The sequence below is a fragment of the Sporosarcina sp. FSL W7-1283 genome, from assembly GCF_038003105.1.
Lineage (GTDB): Bacteria > Bacillota > Bacilli > Bacillales_A > Planococcaceae > Sporosarcina > Sporosarcina newyorkensis.
This window is the reverse complement of the sequence record NZ_JBBOOL010000001.1, coordinates 2,569,684-2,585,361: the sequence shown is the minus strand read 5'-3', so window position 1 is coordinate 2,585,361 and position 15,678 is coordinate 2,569,684. Positions and strand designations below refer to the sequence as shown.

Here is a 15,678-nt window from a genome sequence, read left to right as displayed (position 1 = left end):
GCACGTATATGGAAACCATCGAAAGCATGAAGCGCATCTCGCGTAAAAATATTATCTCACCAAAAGGGTTTAAAGCAGTCGGCATTCATTGCGGACTGAAACATAAGAAAAACGATCTGGCATTATTGGTCAGCGAAGTGCCGGCAAGTGTTGCGGGTGTCTTCACTACGAATGCGATCCAGGCAGCTCCGCTTAGCGTAACCAAGCAAGTGGTATATGAAACGCAGAAAATGCAGGCGGTTGTCATCAACTCGGGCAATGCGAATGCTTGTACAGGCAAGCAAGGCATGAAAGATGCTTTGACGATGCAGCAAAAAACAGCCGAACATTTAGGGATCGATCAAAATTTAGTCGGCATTGCTTCAACAGGTGTGATCGGAGAACAGATGAAAATGGAACCGTTGTTGGCTGGTATAGAGCAACTGCAGCCATTAGATAGTTTAGAAGGCTCGATTCAATTCTCACAAGCTATTTTGACGACGGATACGGTGACGAAAAATACAGCATATGCAACAGCTATCGATGATCGCGAAGTGGTCGTTGCAGGTGTGGCGAAAGGTTCAGGAATGATTGAACCAAATATGGCGACAATGCTCGGCTTCATTACGACGGACGCGAATATTGAATCTGAACACCTGCAGCAGGCGCTAAAAGACATTACAGACGTGACGTTCAATTCCATCACAGTGGATGGGGATACGTCGACAAATGATATGGTTCTTGTGATGGCAAATGGAATGGCAGGAAATAATGCACTGACTCCTTCACACCCTGATTGGCAATCTTTCTTAAACGCATTGCACGCGGTAGCGCGTGACTTGGCGAAAATGATTGCGAAAGACGGAGAGGGTGCAACGAAGTTAATTGAAACGAAAGTGACAGGCGCTGTCTCTGATGAAGAGGCACGTAAAATCGCGAAGTCAGTTGTAGGATCACCGCTTGTGAAGACAGCGGTATTCGGCTGTGACGCAAACTGGGGCCGCATCATCGCTGCAGTTGGGTATAGTGGCGCGACGATTGATCCGGACGACATCAAAATCTATATCGGTACGACACTCGTCGTGGAGAACGGCGAGCCGATTCCTTTTTCGGAAGATGAACTGCTCATTTATTTGAAGCAGCATGAAGTGAAATTTGTCGTGGAACTGAACCAGGGAACTGGTGAGGGTACCGCATGGGGGTGCGATCTGACTTATGACTATGTCCAAATCAATGCAACCTATCGCACATAAGCGACAGGTTATAAAACTTGGTGGCAGTATGCTGGATGAATTGAGTGAATCGTTTTTTGATCGCGTGAAAGAATTGCAGCAAGCTGGCATACAATTACTTATCGTCCATGGCGGCGGACCGAATATTAATGAGGAACTGGCGGCTCGTGAGATTACTTCTTCCGTAATTAATGGGTTTCGTGTTACTTCCGAAGAAGCGATTGGTGTCGTCCAATCCATTTTAATCGGTCAAGTCAATCCGGCGCTTGTTCATCGTTTTAATGAGCAAGGCGTTAAAGCGATTGGGCTGAGCGGTTTTGATGCAAATCTTTTCACTTGTGATCTGTTGGATTTCGAGACGTATGGCTATGTAGGCGAAATTCAGCACGTACAAACGGATATTTTGGATTCATTACTCAGTGCAGATGTAATTCCGGTCATTTCCTGTATCGGGGCGACGGCTGCAGGGGAGCCGTTGAATGTCAATGCGGATACTGTAGCCAGTCAGATTGCGTTAGCGGTTGAAGCGGAAAGCTTACTGCTCGTGACGGATACGCCGGGAATTCGAATTCAGAATCAACCTCAGGCGAATGTGATGCCGGAACATATTCATCGCTGGATTGAGACGGAAGATATCTATGGAGGAATGATCCCGAAGGTTCAGGCAGCAATGGACTGTCTGGAAGCAGGTATTCCTTCCGTTCAGATTGTCGGTCAACAGCTGACAGGGACGGTCATTACCAATGAGGGGGCAATCGTGTGACTTCTTTGTTTAATAACTATGCGAGACGTGCGGTGCACCTTGTCAAAGGACAGGGCACTGTCGTCACAGACGATCAAGGAAAAGAGTATTTGGACTTTACGAGCGGCATCGCAGTCGTCAGTTTAGGCCATGCTCATCCTGCGATTGTCAAAGCGTTACAAGAACAGAGTGAAAAACTCTGGCATATCTCGAACCTATTCGAAAGTCCGGAACAGGAAAAGTTAGCGGAATCGTTGACGAAAGATACGGATCTCGCGTATGCACTATTTTGCAATAGCGGAGCTGAGGCGAACGAGGCGGCCATTAAGCTTGCAAGGAAACATACAGGAAAGCATAAGATCCTGACGTTCAAACAATCGTTCCATGGACGGACGTTCGGGGCAATGGCTGCGACAGGACAGGATAAAATCAAGCAAGGTTTCGGTCCAATGCTTGAAAGTTTTGAAGCATTGCCTTTCAATGACGTAGAAGCACTGACGGACGCAGCGAATGAAAACGTGGCAGCTATCATGCTTGAAGTTGTCCAAGGCGAAGGGGGAGTCAATTCGGTCGAACCTGCATTTGCGCAAGCGATTATGGAAGTTTGTCAGCACTATGGGATTTTATTGGTGATTGATGAAGTCCAAACAGGAATCGGCCGTATGGGGACTCGTTATGCGTACGAGCAGACAGCACTGAAGCCGGATATCATCACGCTTGCAAAAGGGCTTGGCGGTGGTTTCCCGATAGGCGCACTCCTTGCAGGAAAAGACTTGTTCGACACGTTCGGACCTGGCTCGCATGGAACGACGTTCGGTGGGAATCCATTAGCGATTGCGGTCGCACAAACGGTCGTCGATCATGTCTTTGATCCTGCGTTTTTGCAAGCTGTTCAAGACAAATCAGCTTATTTTAAAAAACAATTACAAGCAGTGTTGCCAGCCGAGAAGTATTCACTGCGCGGTAACGGTCTATTGATAGGTATTCATTCCAATGAAGTAATCGGGCCAGTCATTCAACAAGCTGAAAAGCAAGGACTGCTACTTGTGCCAGCCGGAGCAAATGTCATTCGACTATTGCCGCCATTGACGGTTTCTCAAGCAGAAATCGATCAGGCTGTTGGGATTTTAAAGAACATATTGGTATAGAGGAACCACTTGAATTAAAGTAGTCGGTGAGCTGCAATTCAACATGGAAGGGCTATCTGGAACGTTTTCCTGATAGCCCTAGTTTTTATTTCGTCAATTGTTGCTTCGTGCTCATAATCTACCTAAATGCGCTCATAAAATTATGCCGTCGCTCATATCTCATCTCTAACCGCTCATACACCTCCTCCAAGTGATCATAAACACAATGAACGCGATCATAAATTCGCTTCAAACGCCTATAGAACAGCTTTATCCCCCTCAAATGAATCCACTTACTGCCCAGCACATCTAGTGTCTCCACGTCTTACTACACAACCCTTTTTTGGAATTTTTTCTATACAAAGAAATCAGGCTAAGGTATAGTTAATGAAAAACAACTAGAATGGAAGTGTCCTAGATTTGAAAAAACTATACAGCTTGCTGTTGGCTGTTTTGATCGCTGCGTATGTACTGCCACTGTCATCACTGGCAGCCATTTTTCCTGATGTGAAAGATGAGCATTCTGCCTCCGTCGAAATAAAATACTTAGTCGAACAAGGGATTATTATAGAAAAGCCCAACCAAAAGTACCGTGTCAATGAACCGATTACGCGACTCGAAGCATCCGCTATGATTCAGCGTGCATTGAAGCTTTCGATGGAAAATCGACCAGCTGTGGAACTTTCAGACGTCAAGTCATCCCATCCGCACTATCAGCTGATTGCGACAATGGTGGACGAGGGCATTTTTATGGGCAATGCAAATCAGGAATTCCTGCCGAATGGCAACTTGAAACGCGGACAGATGGCGGCTGTATTCGTCAGAGCATTTGACTTGAAAGGAACATCCGGCTATCGATTCCGTGATGTACCTGCTTCCTATTGGGCACTGCCTGCGATTCAAACGTTATCTGCTCAATCCGTTACAACTGGATTTTTAGACAATACATTTAAGCCGAATGATTCCTTAACGCGCGGGCACTTCGCGGTGTTCCTTGCCAGAATCTTGGAGCCAAGCTTTAAAAATACGCCCGCTTGTTATATCGGTGACAATAAAGCTCAGCAAGTTGTCACTGTCCCGGTCTCAACATTATGGAAACAGCCTGGCACGAAACGTCCGGTAGATTCATATGCGAACGGTAAAACACCGGACATTAGTAAATGGGTATCTTCCATGACCCTGCCGCAAAAACAATGGCTTGTTGGTAAGTTGGAGACACAGGTTCTTTATGGACAAACTGTGAAAGTACTGCAGACAAAAGGGGATTGGGCGCAAGTCGCAGTTGTAGATCAAAGCTCACCAAAACATGCAGCGGGCTATCCTGGCTGGCTGCCGAAGAACCATCTCGCAACTGTTTATCCAAATTATTCAACATGTAAAACGGCTATGGTGAAAACAAAAACAGCCATTCTGACTCATGATGAAAATGGAAAAAAACCATTCCGAACGATCAGTTTCAACACCACCCTGCCAGTTGTCGGAGAGACAGGCGATCGAATCGCTGTGCAGACCCCAACGGACGGGGTGAAATATATTAATAAGAATACTGTGAAATTGGTAAATGCAAAAGAAAGTTTGCCGAACCCGACAGCTCAGCAAATCGTAGAGACTGCTAAAATCTTTGACGGGTTGTCCTACTTATGGGCAGGTACTTCAGGTTTCGGCCTCGATTGCTCAGGTTTTACCTATTCTGTCTACCGCCAACACGGCATCAACTTGCCGCGGGATGCTTCCGTGCAAGCGGTCAATGGTATGAAAGTCTTGAAAAAAGATTTGCAGCCGGGTGACTTATTGTTTTTTGCTTACAATAAAGGAAAAGGGACCGTGCATCATGTCGGTATGTATATTGGCAATGGTCAAATGATCCACGCACCGAATCCGAAAAGAACTGTCGAAATTGTGCCGTTGACACTTGAACCATACAAATCAGAATACGCTGGAGCTAGAAGATATCTTCGTTAAATAGGAGAAGCGCGCAGACCATGGCCTGCGCGCTTTTTCTCAATCTTATAATTTGTCTTTATACAGTAGCTGATCATCTTTCAAATCGATAATTTTCAAGAAGCGGTCATGTTTTATAAAAATACTTTTATAGACTTTTTCACCACGTCCATTTTCAAATAAGATAATTCGTTTACCGGGATTGTCTGTCTCCACGTGGGATGTAAGCTTATAGATTGGCATATGCTCGCCTAATACAGCAGACTCTTCATACCCTGATAAGTCGGAAGCAGACGAAGCTGAATGATCTTCCGGCTCATCTTCCGGCGCGATTTCGCTATCAGGAGATGTTACCGACTCCTCTTCAGATTCTATCGTATCCTTCGCAATCTCCTCTTCTTCTTTGGGTTGCGATTCTTCGTTGTTTCCACACGCTGCCAAGACTATCGCCAACGCGGGAAGTAACCACCATTTCTTCATTAAGTACCACTCCTATTGAGGACTAAATCTTTTGCGTAAACAAGTGTAAAAGAATCCATCGCGCAAATCAAATTAAGAGGCTTAAACTAGATTTGGGAGATTGGAATTTTATTGTCTGACTGGATTATTAGATAGTAATTGAAGATTTGCATTTTGCAAATTCGCCAGCTCAATAACTACAATATTCAAAATACGTATAACTTTCCTCACACTTTATGCTATAGTAAATATATAGTAGATACGCACGGATGGGGGAAAGTGAATGGAGAAGCTATTAAGATCATCATCTGCAAGAAAAGCGCTTAACAAAGTAGAAAAAGTAACAAAACGCATTCAACCTCTAGTGGAAAATGAACATTCATTTGAAAAAAATTACAAACAGCTTCATAGATTGCTGGATGATGAGTTGAATGAAGATGAATACTTTGTCATCGTCGACGAGACAGGGCGCAGCTACATCCATACAAACCGATTATGGGAAGGAACGTTATTTTCTGATCCTGTTGGCTTGAAAGCTGCGAATACTGACCAACCTTTACTGCAAATATATGAACGACAATCAGGTGAACGTCTTATTGACGCATCCGCCCCAATCATCAAATCAAACGGCACTCGCTATAGTTTACGTCTCGGTCGGATCGTTCATCAAAAGTATATTCTTTACGGCATGACGGGCGCTATTCTACTGCCAGCCCTTATCATGGCACTGATTGCATATCTTCTTGATTTACCTTTCAACCAAGGGCTGATTTTTTCGGTGGCATCGCTTCTTATTTCTGCTATTACAATCATAGCACTCTATAAAACCGTCATGATTGGCATCCGTTCCTGGCGCCAAGTCACGAGAAAAATTTCGACAGGGGATTTGACGGCGGAAGTCACTGAACGGTCAAGATCGGAATTCAATCAAATTGGATTTGAAATTAATAAAATGGTGATTGGCACGAAAAACATCGTCAAAGAGCTGGATAGTTCATCCGGTATCGTTGACCAAATTAGTCAAGATCAAGCATCTGAAGCGAAACGCTTATCTAGTGTTTTCACGGCATATGGGGACACCATGCAAAACTTCCAGGTCGGAACGGAGCAACAACTTTCTTCATTACAGTCAGCAAACGCCATGGTCCAAACGATGATGCAAGGCATCCGTGAAATGGAAGCGCGTATCCAGCAGACGCTCGCAAAGTCTGAAGATGCATCTCAAGCAGCAGAAGAGGGTAGCCAAGCTATTGAAGAATCCGAGCAAAAGATGCAGCAAATAAATGAAGCCGTGCAAAAATCTTCCCAGAAAATCATGCAAGTGGCGGAAGACATCCATCAAGTCATTCAAAAAGTATCTCTGATTACGAAAATCGCGGAGCAGACCAACTTATTGGCACTGAATGCATCCATCGAAGCAGCACGGGCGGGTGAAGCGGGAAGTGGTTTCTCCGTTGTTGCCAATGAAGTCCGTAAACTCGCTGAAGAAACGAATGATTTTGCGAATGACGTGGTGCGAACACTCGAGCAAACCAACAATGAAGTGAAAATTGCGGTACAGCAAGTGGAATCGAATACCGACACAATTCAAGAAGGTGTGGAAATCGTCAAAGTTGCCGGTCAATCCATCCATCAAATGAATGAAGCGGTGATCGATACGAAATCTGCTGTCAATAACAACAGTCGTCATGCGGAAGAAATGATTCAAGACGGCGAACAGATTGAAAGAATTATCGAGCAGATCACAATCATTTCCGAACAATTTACGGATAGTGTTACAGAAACCGTTGCGGGAATGGATGAGCAAGTCGAAGGAATTCAACAGTTGGCGAGTGACGCGGTCAGATTGACAGACCAAGCTGCCGCGCTGAACCGCATTGTTCACCGCTTTAAATTTTGATTTACACAAACAACGAAACAGGCGATGCAAAACCAGTTGGTTTGCATCGCCTGTTTACTTTTCATGTTTAAGCCGAAACACTAGGCTCGGCAGATTGTTTCTTGTATTGTCGTACTTCGTCTTTGCGCTTTTGCTGCAACCGCAAGAAAATGTTATTGCCGACAAGAGAAAGAATGATGAATACCGTACCGATATAATCAAACACCGTCAACTGATAACCTTGCACAAACGAAATGACCAATGTAGTCACTGGAACAAAGTTGATGAATAGTAGACCATTTAATGGTGACAAAATTCGAACTCCGACATTCCAGCCAAGCAATGCAATGATACCGGGGAAAACAATCATAAACAGCATATGCGGACTAACTGTTTGCACAGTTGCAAGTGTCGGAACGGAAATATAACCAGTCAACGTGACGAAAAAGACGATGACACAAGCTGTGGCAGTACCGAGCAGACAGCTTAATGTGGAATAACGCAATGAAGACCACTCGCTGAACTGATTGCCGCCCATCGTATAGACCACCCAGCCGATCACAGCTAAAAAGATGAGCAAGGACGGAATTATATCATCCGTCGCAGTCAAAAATGTTCGTAAATCACCTTTTGTAATGACGAGCATCACACCGATAAATGCAGTAAATACACATGTTAATGTAAAACCATGCGGCTTTTGCCTGCTGATGAACCAAACGATTACAATGGAAATCATCGGCATCATGGCTTCTGAAATGGAAGCAACCATGATTCCCGGTTCACCCATCAGATCTTCGCCCCAGAAGATGAACAAGTTGTAGACAACAAATGCCATCGTACCGAAAAACCAAAGCGATAAACCCCTCTTCTCCAAGCGAAAAGCCTGTTTTCCTTCTTTCCACCACAATAAAATGACGAGTAAAATTGTTACCGATACGTAGCGAATCAATGTGAAATAAAAGGGATCAATTGCTTTAAATGCGCTATTGGCAACAGGGAACATCGCGCCCCATGATGCACTGGCGATAAAACATAGAAACGCTCCCCATATAATTTTGTTTTTCATTGGACCAAACTCCCCTCGAAGTACTTACTCTAGTAAACTAGAAAATAGACATCATGTAAAACGAATAATAATGATGACTACTATCATTATTATTGATATCATAAAAGAGACAGAAGAAAAGGGGGATGACGATGGAGTTTAAAGACTTGGAAATATTTCAAATGGTAGCCGAAAAAGGCACAATTACGGAGGCGGCAAAAGAACTGCGCTACGTTCAATCGAATATTACTTCTCGCATTCAGAAGTTGGAGAATGAACTGAAGACACCGTTATTCAATCGCCATAATAGAGGGATGATTTTAACGCCCGAAGGGAAAAGACTGTTGATCTACAGCGAGAAAATTCTATCATTGACGAATGAGATGAGGAAAGTTGTACAAAACGACAAAGAGCCGTCCGGAAAACTGGAAATCGGCTCTGTAGAAACGGTTATCAAACTTCCGGTCATTCTTTCGAGATACAATAAAAAATACAAACAAGTAGATTTATCTTTACTGACGGGCGTCACTGAACAATTGCAATATAAAGTGCTTCACCACCAATTGGACGGTGCTTTCATCTCCGAAGGCACGACGCACCCTGATTTAGCGGTCCATGACGTTTTGGAGGAAGAACTCGTCCTTGTTTCCGACAAGCCGTTTCAATCAAAAGAAGATATCAAAGATGAACCGATTTTATGCTTCAGTAAAGGATGCGGCTATCGTGCCCGATTGGAACAGTGGCTGGAGGATGAACAATTTAAACCGACGAAAATGATGGAATTTGGTACGCTGGAGACCATTCTCGGTAGTGTAGCAGCAGGTCTCGGCGTGACATTCGTTCCAAAATCGGCTGTCGCTCATCTAGTGGAACAAGGTCACGTTCATTGCTATCACTTGCCATCGGAGTATAGTCAGATTAAAACTGTTTTCGTCCGCCGTGCCGATTCGTATTTAACTCCGACGATCTATAAGTTCATTCAAGTCATTGAAGACTTCCATCAAGAAACATCGAATCAATTGCAAAATTCGACACAAATTTGAGGTCTACGATAGGTTACTTATGCTAATATGAAGGGTAGCTTATCTGATTTCAGCAGTATACTTCTAAATCTGCATGTGGTATGAAGAATGTGATTTTATTGCGGTTCAGAGGGTGTTTAAACGCCTGCTGAATTTCGGGGGGATGTAACGGGTTTTTAAGGGAGCTTTTCGAGCAAGCTCGAAAAAATCCGGACGCAATTATGCTGAGGCATAATTGATAAATATAGAATTGGAGTGACAATAGATGAATTACAGCAATCAAACAGCTAGTTCCAGTTCATTCAAAAAGCGCAATTACCGACCGGCCATCATTATCATTTCGGTGATTTTGATTGGAGCAATCGGTGTGCTGTCAGGTCTGCCGGGAGCCGAAGACTTTACTGCTTTCGACATTACGATCTTGCCTCTTTTGAATGCCATCTTTAATAGTTTTACCTTTATTTTCTTAGTGTGCGCTTTGGTCGCCGTTTTGAAGAAAAATATTACGGTTCATAAACGATTCATATACGCTGCATTCAGTACGACTGCATTGTTCTTAGTCACTTATGTGGCCTATCATTATTTAGCTGAATCGACTCCGTATGGCGGCAGTGGTTTCATGGCTGGTTTCTATTATTTCATTTTGTTTTCTCATATTGTCTTAGCTGCTGTAATTGTTCCGCTTGCTTTGACAAGTGTCGCCAGAGCTTGGAATATGGAAAACGCGCGTCACCGTAAAATTGCACGATGGACGATGCCGATTTGGTTATACGTTAGCTTGACCGGGGTACTTGTGTATATATTGATTTCGCCTTATTATTAAGGGAAGATTGTTTGGTAAACAACTTAAAAGGGCATCAGTCAGAAGAGGTAGAATGACTGATGCTCTTTTTTACAACAGACTAAACTGAGTATTGAAAATAAATGAATGGATGTGAAGGAATGAATACTTCTAATTTCATGTCAAATGACGCATTCGATCAGATTTTTCAACAAGAATCGGATGATATTAATGAACAGTTAAAGAAAGAAATATTGATTGCGATGATTGGGGATGTCAACGCAGGAAAATCTTCTACTTTAAATCGGCTTATGCAAAAAAGTGTAGCTGAAGTGGGAGCGCAACCGGGAGAGACGAAAGAAGTCAAAAAGTATTACTACCGAGACAATATCCTGTTTGTCGATACGCCGGGACTCGATGATATTTACCAAGAACACTCTCAAGAAACATTAAAATTTTACAATGAAGCCGACGTAATTTTATTTTTCTTAAATGCAGCAGGCACTGTGCTGTCGGATACGGAATTGAAATCACTGAATAAAATTGCCACTTTTAATAAGAAAGTCATTATAGTGCTGAATAAAATTGATGCGGCAGATGATATTCCAAGTTTAGTGAACTACATACTAGAGCATACTGAGTTTGCGTATCCTGTCATTCCGATTTCCTCCAAGACTGGAGAACATATGGAGTTATTGCAGAAAGAAATTCTTCAGCAGCTGAAGGAAGTGAATAAGGATCTCTTGCTGGCGGCCAATATGGCAGATAAGCCATCCATCGCAAAAAGGTGGATTTTGGCGGCTGGAGCATCGGCAGCCGCAATCGGCGCAGTCCCTATTCCTGGAGCGGACTTTGTTCCGCTGACCACTTTACAAGTTGGTTTGATGTTGAAACTTTCAACTCTATACGGAAAACCGATTACGAAAGACCACGCAAAGGAATTAATCATTGCAACGGTGGTTGGGAATATCGGCAAAACAGCATTTCGTCAAATCGTCAAAGTCATACCGGGCGCTGGAATGGTCGTGGCTGCTAGCGTTGCTGGTTCCATGACTGTCGCACTCGGCTATGCTGTGAAATATATGTATGAAAATGATATGGATTTAAAGCCTGAGACATTGAAGAAAGTTTACAAGATGTATTTAAAGAAAGAAAAGTGAAAAAGGGGCGGGTTGTATGGAGTGGTTTAATTATGCCACATTTGTGGTCGCTTTACTGGCAGGGCTTTACTCGATGGAAAGCATGAAACGCAATAAGGAATTGGAGGAGCGAGTGGAAGAGCTGGAAAAGAAAAATACTGCGGAGTTGGACAAACACCGTATGTGAAGAGGGTAATGGAATGGGGAAGACAGTATGTCCGATTTGCAACGGGCATAACCAATGCGGTAATGGAAATTTGAAAGATGGGGGCAAATGCTGGTGTACAGACAAAAAATTTCCTGATGAAGTGTATGGTCAAATTCCGAGGGAAGAATTGCACAAACGCTGTGTTTGTCAAAGTTGTCTGAAGCGTATCACTGCAGGAAAATAGGCAAGCGAAGGTCTGACGACCGGCGCTTGCCTATTTTTATTCGTCTGCAAACGAGCGTGTCGCCAGTTCCTTTTCGTAAATGAACAGCGCATTCTTATCATCGCGAATTCGTTTCAAATACTCGATATGCTTATCGAATGTCGCTTCTTCTTCGACTTGTTCATCCAAGAACCAGTTGAGGAATGAGATTGTCGCGTGTTCTTTTTCTTCCCATGCCAAATCCATGATTGCATAAAATGATTTTGTTACTTTTTTCTCCTGTTCTAACGCAACTTCAAAAGTATGCACAAGATTTTCGAAAGAAGTAGTAGGCGCGGGAATTTCCGTAATGACTGCATGAATACCGCGGTCATTTAAGTAGGAATAAATTTTCATGGCATGGAACCGCTCTTCTTCTACTTGCTGTAAATAATAGTGAGCAAATCCGCTATAGTTGCGGTATTCACAATAAGATGCCATGGATAAATACGTTTGCGCGGCGGCGAATTCATTATTCATTTGTTCATTCAGAGCTTGTGCTAATTTTTCGCTGATCATGTACATCGTCTCCTTTTCTTTATACCCTATCTATACCCATATTGGTGTAAATTGAACCTAAAGGAACTAGCCTTCATTCCTAAATATGCCTATACACGCAACGGATGATATACTAGTAAAGAGAAGTTAAAGAACAACAAGAAAGTAGGAATGAAATTGAATAACTACAATGTCCCCATGTTGGATACAGAGGCAAGAGTTGAAGCAAAGGCTTACTTGGATATGCTGACAAAGCCGGTCGGAAGCTTAGGGAAATTAGAGGAAATTGTCATGCAACTGGCCGAAATGAAGGGGCATCGCAAACCGGTCATCTATAAGCTCGGTATTATCGTGTTCGCTGCGGATCACGGCATCGTCGAAGAAGGGATTTCGGCATTCCCGCAACAAGTTACACGTCAAATGGTAGACAATATGGCGCAAGGCGGAGCTGCGATTAATGTATTTGGCAGACAGCAGCAAGCCGAATTTTCATTGGTGGATGTCGGTGTGATCGGTGATGATTTTACGGGACTAGTGAAAAACCGCAAAATTCGCCAAAGTACTCAAAATTTCTTACGTACAGAGGCAATGACAGAGGAAGAAGTAGAGAGAGCGATACAAATAGGCTACGAGGAAGCACTGGTACTGTTTGATAAAGGAGTAGACTGTCTAGTAGTAGGAGAAGTTGGTATCGGTAATACAACTACGAGCAGTGCGATTGTCGCGGCTATTACGGGAATGGATCCTGCGGAGCTTGTGGGCTTCGGAACAGGAATTTCATCTGAACAGCATGTACATAAAATCAACGTCGTTCGACAGGCTCTGGAATTTCATCAGCCGGACCGACAAGATGGCTACGACATACTACGCAAAGTCGGCGGCTTGGAAATTGCTGCAATGGCGGGTGCAATGCTGGCAGCCGCATCGAATCGGATACCAATTGTGTTGGATGGATTTATTTCTACGGCGGCTGCATGCGTTGCGGAGAGTATTGGAAAAGGTGCAGTGAACTATATGTTACTTGGCCATCAGTCTATGGAGCCGGGCCATCAAAAAGCCTATGAATACTTAGGGAAGGAACCAATTGTTTCACTGGACATGAGACTTGGGGAAGGGACAGGTGCAGCGGTAGCTTTTAGCATCATTCAATCTGCTGTCTACATGGTCAATGAAATGGCGACCTTCGAAAGCGCAGGGGTCTCCGGTAAGAATGAATGACATGAAAAAACTGGGAAGAAGTGGCCATCGCCATTTCTTCTCAGTTTTTAAATTCATCAGTTCAAACGGTTTCCGCTGGTGTGATCGCTTCAACGTCCTGATCTTCAGATGAATTACTAATAATACTTGAGAGTACATGTACACGCAGAATGATTCCTTTAATTCGATTTGTCTCATCTACAACGACAAGTGGATACTTAGAATCAAGCACACGTGGAATAATATCTTGGACATATTCTTCCGGGTAAGCCGTCCGCACATCAGTAGACATAACTTCATCAATGGTCTTGCGGTTTTTTACGCCGTCAATCGCTTGATCAATAGTGACCAATCCGAGTAATTGCCGCTCGCGGTTCGTAATGAAAACGCTGGAGATTCCATGCTCTTCCATATTTTTAATAGCGACATGCAACCCGTCTTTACTATTTACGATGCTCAATGGCTTCGACATAATATTTTCAGCTTGCAAAACTTTGGAACGATCGATTTCCCGTGTGAACTCAACAATATAATCATTCGCCGGTGATTCTAATAAATCTTCCGGTGTTCCGACTTGCTCGACATTGCCATCTTTCATGACAGCCACACGGTCACCGATACGGAAGGCTTCATTGACGTCATGTGTAATGAAAATAATGGTCTTTTGCAAGCGTGTCTGAATATCCAAGAGCTCCAGCTGCATCTCTCTTCGAATGAGTGGATCTAACGCACTGAACGGCTCATCCATCAATAGAATATCCGGATCGTTCGTCAAAGCCCGTGCAATACCGACACGCTGACGCATTCCACCTGAGAGTTCATCGGGATATTGATTCTCATAACCTTTTAGTCCGACTGTATCAATATGCTTTTGAGCAATCTCACGTCGTTCGTTTTTGGACAATCCGCGGACTTCGAGACCGTATTCGATATTTTCCATAACCGTCCGGTGGCTGAATAAACCGAAGTGCTGGAAAACCATCGCAATTTTCTTTTGGCGGAAAAATTTTAACTGTTCCTTGTTGTAAGAGACAATATTCTCCCCGTCTACGTAAATTGCGCCTGAAGTCGGTTTGTTCAGCAGATTAAAGCAACGGATCAACGTAGATTTTCCGCTTCCCGATAAACCCATGATGACGAATGTTTCGCCCTCCATAATTTCCATATTGGCATTATAGACACCGACTGTATGTCCAGTCTTGTCGAGAATTTCTCGTTTAGAAGCACCTTTTTCAATTAACGGAATAACTTTTTTAGGGCGGGGGCCAAAAATCTTGGTGACATTTTCTACTTTGAGTTTTACTGTCATGCTGATCTCCTCCTAGAACTTTGTAGGCGATCCGCCACTCCATTTGTGATGCGGTCTATGATAATCGCTAAAAATACGATACTGATACCTGCTTCAAATCCTAATGAAATATTGATTTGATTGATAGCGTATAGTACCCGTTCACCGAGACCGTGTGCGCCAACCATTGAACCGACTACCGCCATGGACAACGCCATCATAGTCGTTTGGTTAATACCTGCCATCATTGTAGGCAATGCTTGAGGAAGTTGTACTTTTACGAGCATCTGATTACGGGAGGATCCGAATGACTCGGCCGACTCTATTACTTCATCATCGACATTTCGTATGCCAAGCTCCGTTAGTCGAATGACAGGGGGCAATGCATAAATAATCGTTGCAATAATTGCTGGTACGTTTCCTAAAGGGAAGAAGAAAATTACAGGGATCAAGTATACAAAGGTAGGCATCGTCTGCATGGCGTCTAATATCGGCCGCATGATAATAGAAAATGTTCGGCTGAAGGCCATCAATATGCCAACCGGAATACCGATCGCAAGGGATAGGACAACAGAAATCACGATAATGGCAACAGTGGTCATCGTTTCTGTCCAGAGATCAAAAGATCCGATTAAAAAAATGAAGAGGGCGAACAGCAAACCGCCGTATATATTGTTGAAGTACCATCCCAGTAAGAAAACGATAATCATGATTACCCACCATGGTGTGGCTAACAGAGTCGTTTCGATCGTGCGGATAGTTGATGAAGCAATCATGAAGATAAAATCAAAAAGCCAACCAAAGTTCATTGCGAGAAAGTCGATAAACTTTTCAACATAGTCTCCTATCGGTATTCGTACATTGGGGAATTCAGTCATAGGCATTAAGCTAGATTACACTAGCTTGTCCCTCTCTTTCTGTAGTTAAGTTAAGTAAGTA

The 15,678-nt window shown here is 43.5% G+C and carries 16 protein-coding genes; 11 read left to right on the top strand and 5 right to left on the bottom strand.

Annotated features, from left to right (window positions below; translation table 11 throughout):
• Nucleotides 1-8 precede the first annotated feature (8 nt).
• The 4 genes from argJ (at nt 9) to MKY93_RS13290 (ending at nt 5,042) form a co-directional block, all read left to right on the top strand.
• Entirely contained in the window at nt 9-1,232 is a 1,224-nt protein-coding gene (gene argJ, locus MKY93_RS13305; RefSeq protein WP_009497889.1) for a bifunctional glutamate N-acetyltransferase/amino-acid acetyltransferase ArgJ, read from the top strand.
• Entirely contained in the window at nt 1,213-1,974 is a 762-nt protein-coding gene (gene argB, locus MKY93_RS13300) for an acetylglutamate kinase (protein ID WP_009497888.1), read from the top strand. Before argJ ends, argB begins: the two co-directional genes overlap by 20 nt.
• Nucleotides 1,971-3,101 (top strand): acetylornithine transaminase, encoded by a 1,131-nt coding sequence (locus tag MKY93_RS13295; RefSeq protein WP_340759463.1) that lies wholly within the window; start codon nt 1,971-1,973, stop codon nt 3,099-3,101. Before argB ends, MKY93_RS13295 begins: the two co-directional genes overlap by 4 nt.
• A gap of 399 nt (nt 3,102-3,500) precedes the next feature.
• The gene (locus MKY93_RS13290; RefSeq protein ID WP_009497886.1) at nt 3,501-5,042 is read left to right on the top strand and encodes an S-layer homology domain-containing protein; all 1,542 of its coding nucleotides are present in this window, start codon (nt 3,501-3,503) and stop codon (nt 5,040-5,042) included.
• Between the two features lie 45 nt (nt 5,043-5,087).
• Here MKY93_RS13290 and MKY93_RS13285 read toward each other — a convergent pair whose 3' ends face one another.
• Nucleotides 5,088-5,501, bottom strand: a complete 414-nt coding sequence (locus MKY93_RS13285) for a hypothetical protein (RefSeq protein WP_340759460.1) — start codon at nt 5,499-5,501, stop codon at nt 5,088-5,090.
• A gap of 262 nt (nt 5,502-5,763) precedes the next feature.
• Between MKY93_RS13285 and MKY93_RS13280 the strand changes: the two genes are divergently transcribed.
• Nucleotides 5,764-7,380, top strand: a complete 1,617-nt coding sequence (locus tag MKY93_RS13280) for a methyl-accepting chemotaxis protein (RefSeq protein WP_340759458.1) — start codon at nt 5,764-5,766, stop codon at nt 7,378-7,380.
• Nucleotides 7,381-7,447: 67 nt separating this feature from the next.
• On the opposite strand, the gene MKY93_RS13275 is transcribed toward MKY93_RS13280, so the two are convergent.
• Nucleotides 7,448-8,425: a DMT family transporter gene (locus MKY93_RS13275; protein ID WP_009497883.1), complete on the bottom strand. Its 978-nt coding sequence runs from the start codon at nt 8,423-8,425 to the stop codon at nt 7,448-7,450.
• Between the two features lie 131 nt (nt 8,426-8,556).
• Here MKY93_RS13275 and MKY93_RS13270 point away from each other — a divergent pair, with 131 nt between their 5' ends.
• The 5 genes from MKY93_RS13270 (at nt 8,557) to MKY93_RS13250 (ending at nt 11,738) form a co-directional block, all read left to right on the top strand.
• Nucleotides 8,557-9,447 (top strand): LysR family transcriptional regulator, encoded by an 891-nt coding sequence (locus MKY93_RS13270; protein WP_009497882.1) that lies wholly within the window; start codon nt 8,557-8,559, stop codon nt 9,445-9,447.
• Nucleotides 9,448-9,691: 244 nt separating this feature from the next.
• On the top strand, nt 9,692-10,249 hold the full coding sequence (locus tag MKY93_RS13265; protein ID WP_340759456.1) for a DUF420 domain-containing protein: 558 nt from the start codon (nt 9,692-9,694) through the stop codon (nt 10,247-10,249).
• Between the two features lie 119 nt (nt 10,250-10,368).
• Nucleotides 10,369-11,367: a YcjF family protein gene (locus tag MKY93_RS13260; RefSeq protein WP_040759352.1), complete on the top strand. Its 999-nt coding sequence runs from the start codon at nt 10,369-10,371 to the stop codon at nt 11,365-11,367.
• A gap of 16 nt (nt 11,368-11,383) precedes the next feature.
• On the top strand, nt 11,384-11,533 hold the full coding sequence (locus MKY93_RS13255) for a hypothetical protein (RefSeq protein WP_009497879.1): 150 nt from the start codon (nt 11,384-11,386) through the stop codon (nt 11,531-11,533).
• Between the two features lie 13 nt (nt 11,534-11,546).
• Nucleotides 11,547-11,738, top strand: coding sequence for a cysteine-rich CWC family protein (locus tag MKY93_RS13250; protein WP_340759452.1), 192 nt, complete (start codon nt 11,547-11,549; stop codon nt 11,736-11,738).
• A gap of 36 nt (nt 11,739-11,774) precedes the next feature.
• Here MKY93_RS13250 and MKY93_RS13245 read toward each other — a convergent pair whose 3' ends face one another.
• Entirely contained in the window at nt 11,775-12,275 is a 501-nt protein-coding gene (locus MKY93_RS13245; RefSeq protein ID WP_078818155.1) for a ferritin, read from the bottom strand.
• Nucleotides 12,276-12,425: 150 nt separating this feature from the next.
• Between MKY93_RS13245 and cobT the strand changes: the two genes are divergently transcribed.
• Complete coding sequence (gene cobT / locus MKY93_RS13240; RefSeq protein WP_340759449.1) at nt 12,426-13,472, top strand: nicotinate-nucleotide--dimethylbenzimidazole phosphoribosyltransferase; 1,047 nt, start codon at nt 12,426-12,428, stop codon at nt 13,470-13,472.
• A gap of 61 nt (nt 13,473-13,533) precedes the next feature.
• Here the strand turns inward: cobT and MKY93_RS13235 are convergent, their stop codons facing one another.
• Both MKY93_RS13235 and MKY93_RS13230 read right to left on the bottom strand, forming a co-directional pair.
• Complete coding sequence (locus MKY93_RS13235) at nt 13,534-14,760, bottom strand: quaternary amine ABC transporter ATP-binding protein (protein WP_221835213.1); 1,227 nt, start codon at nt 14,758-14,760, stop codon at nt 13,534-13,536.
• Nucleotides 14,757-15,617, bottom strand: a complete 861-nt coding sequence (locus MKY93_RS13230; protein ID WP_040759673.1) for an ABC transporter permease — start codon at nt 15,615-15,617, stop codon at nt 14,757-14,759. The genes MKY93_RS13235 and MKY93_RS13230 overlap by 4 nt, the downstream gene beginning before the upstream one ends.
• Nucleotides 15,618-15,678 lie beyond the last annotated feature (61 nt).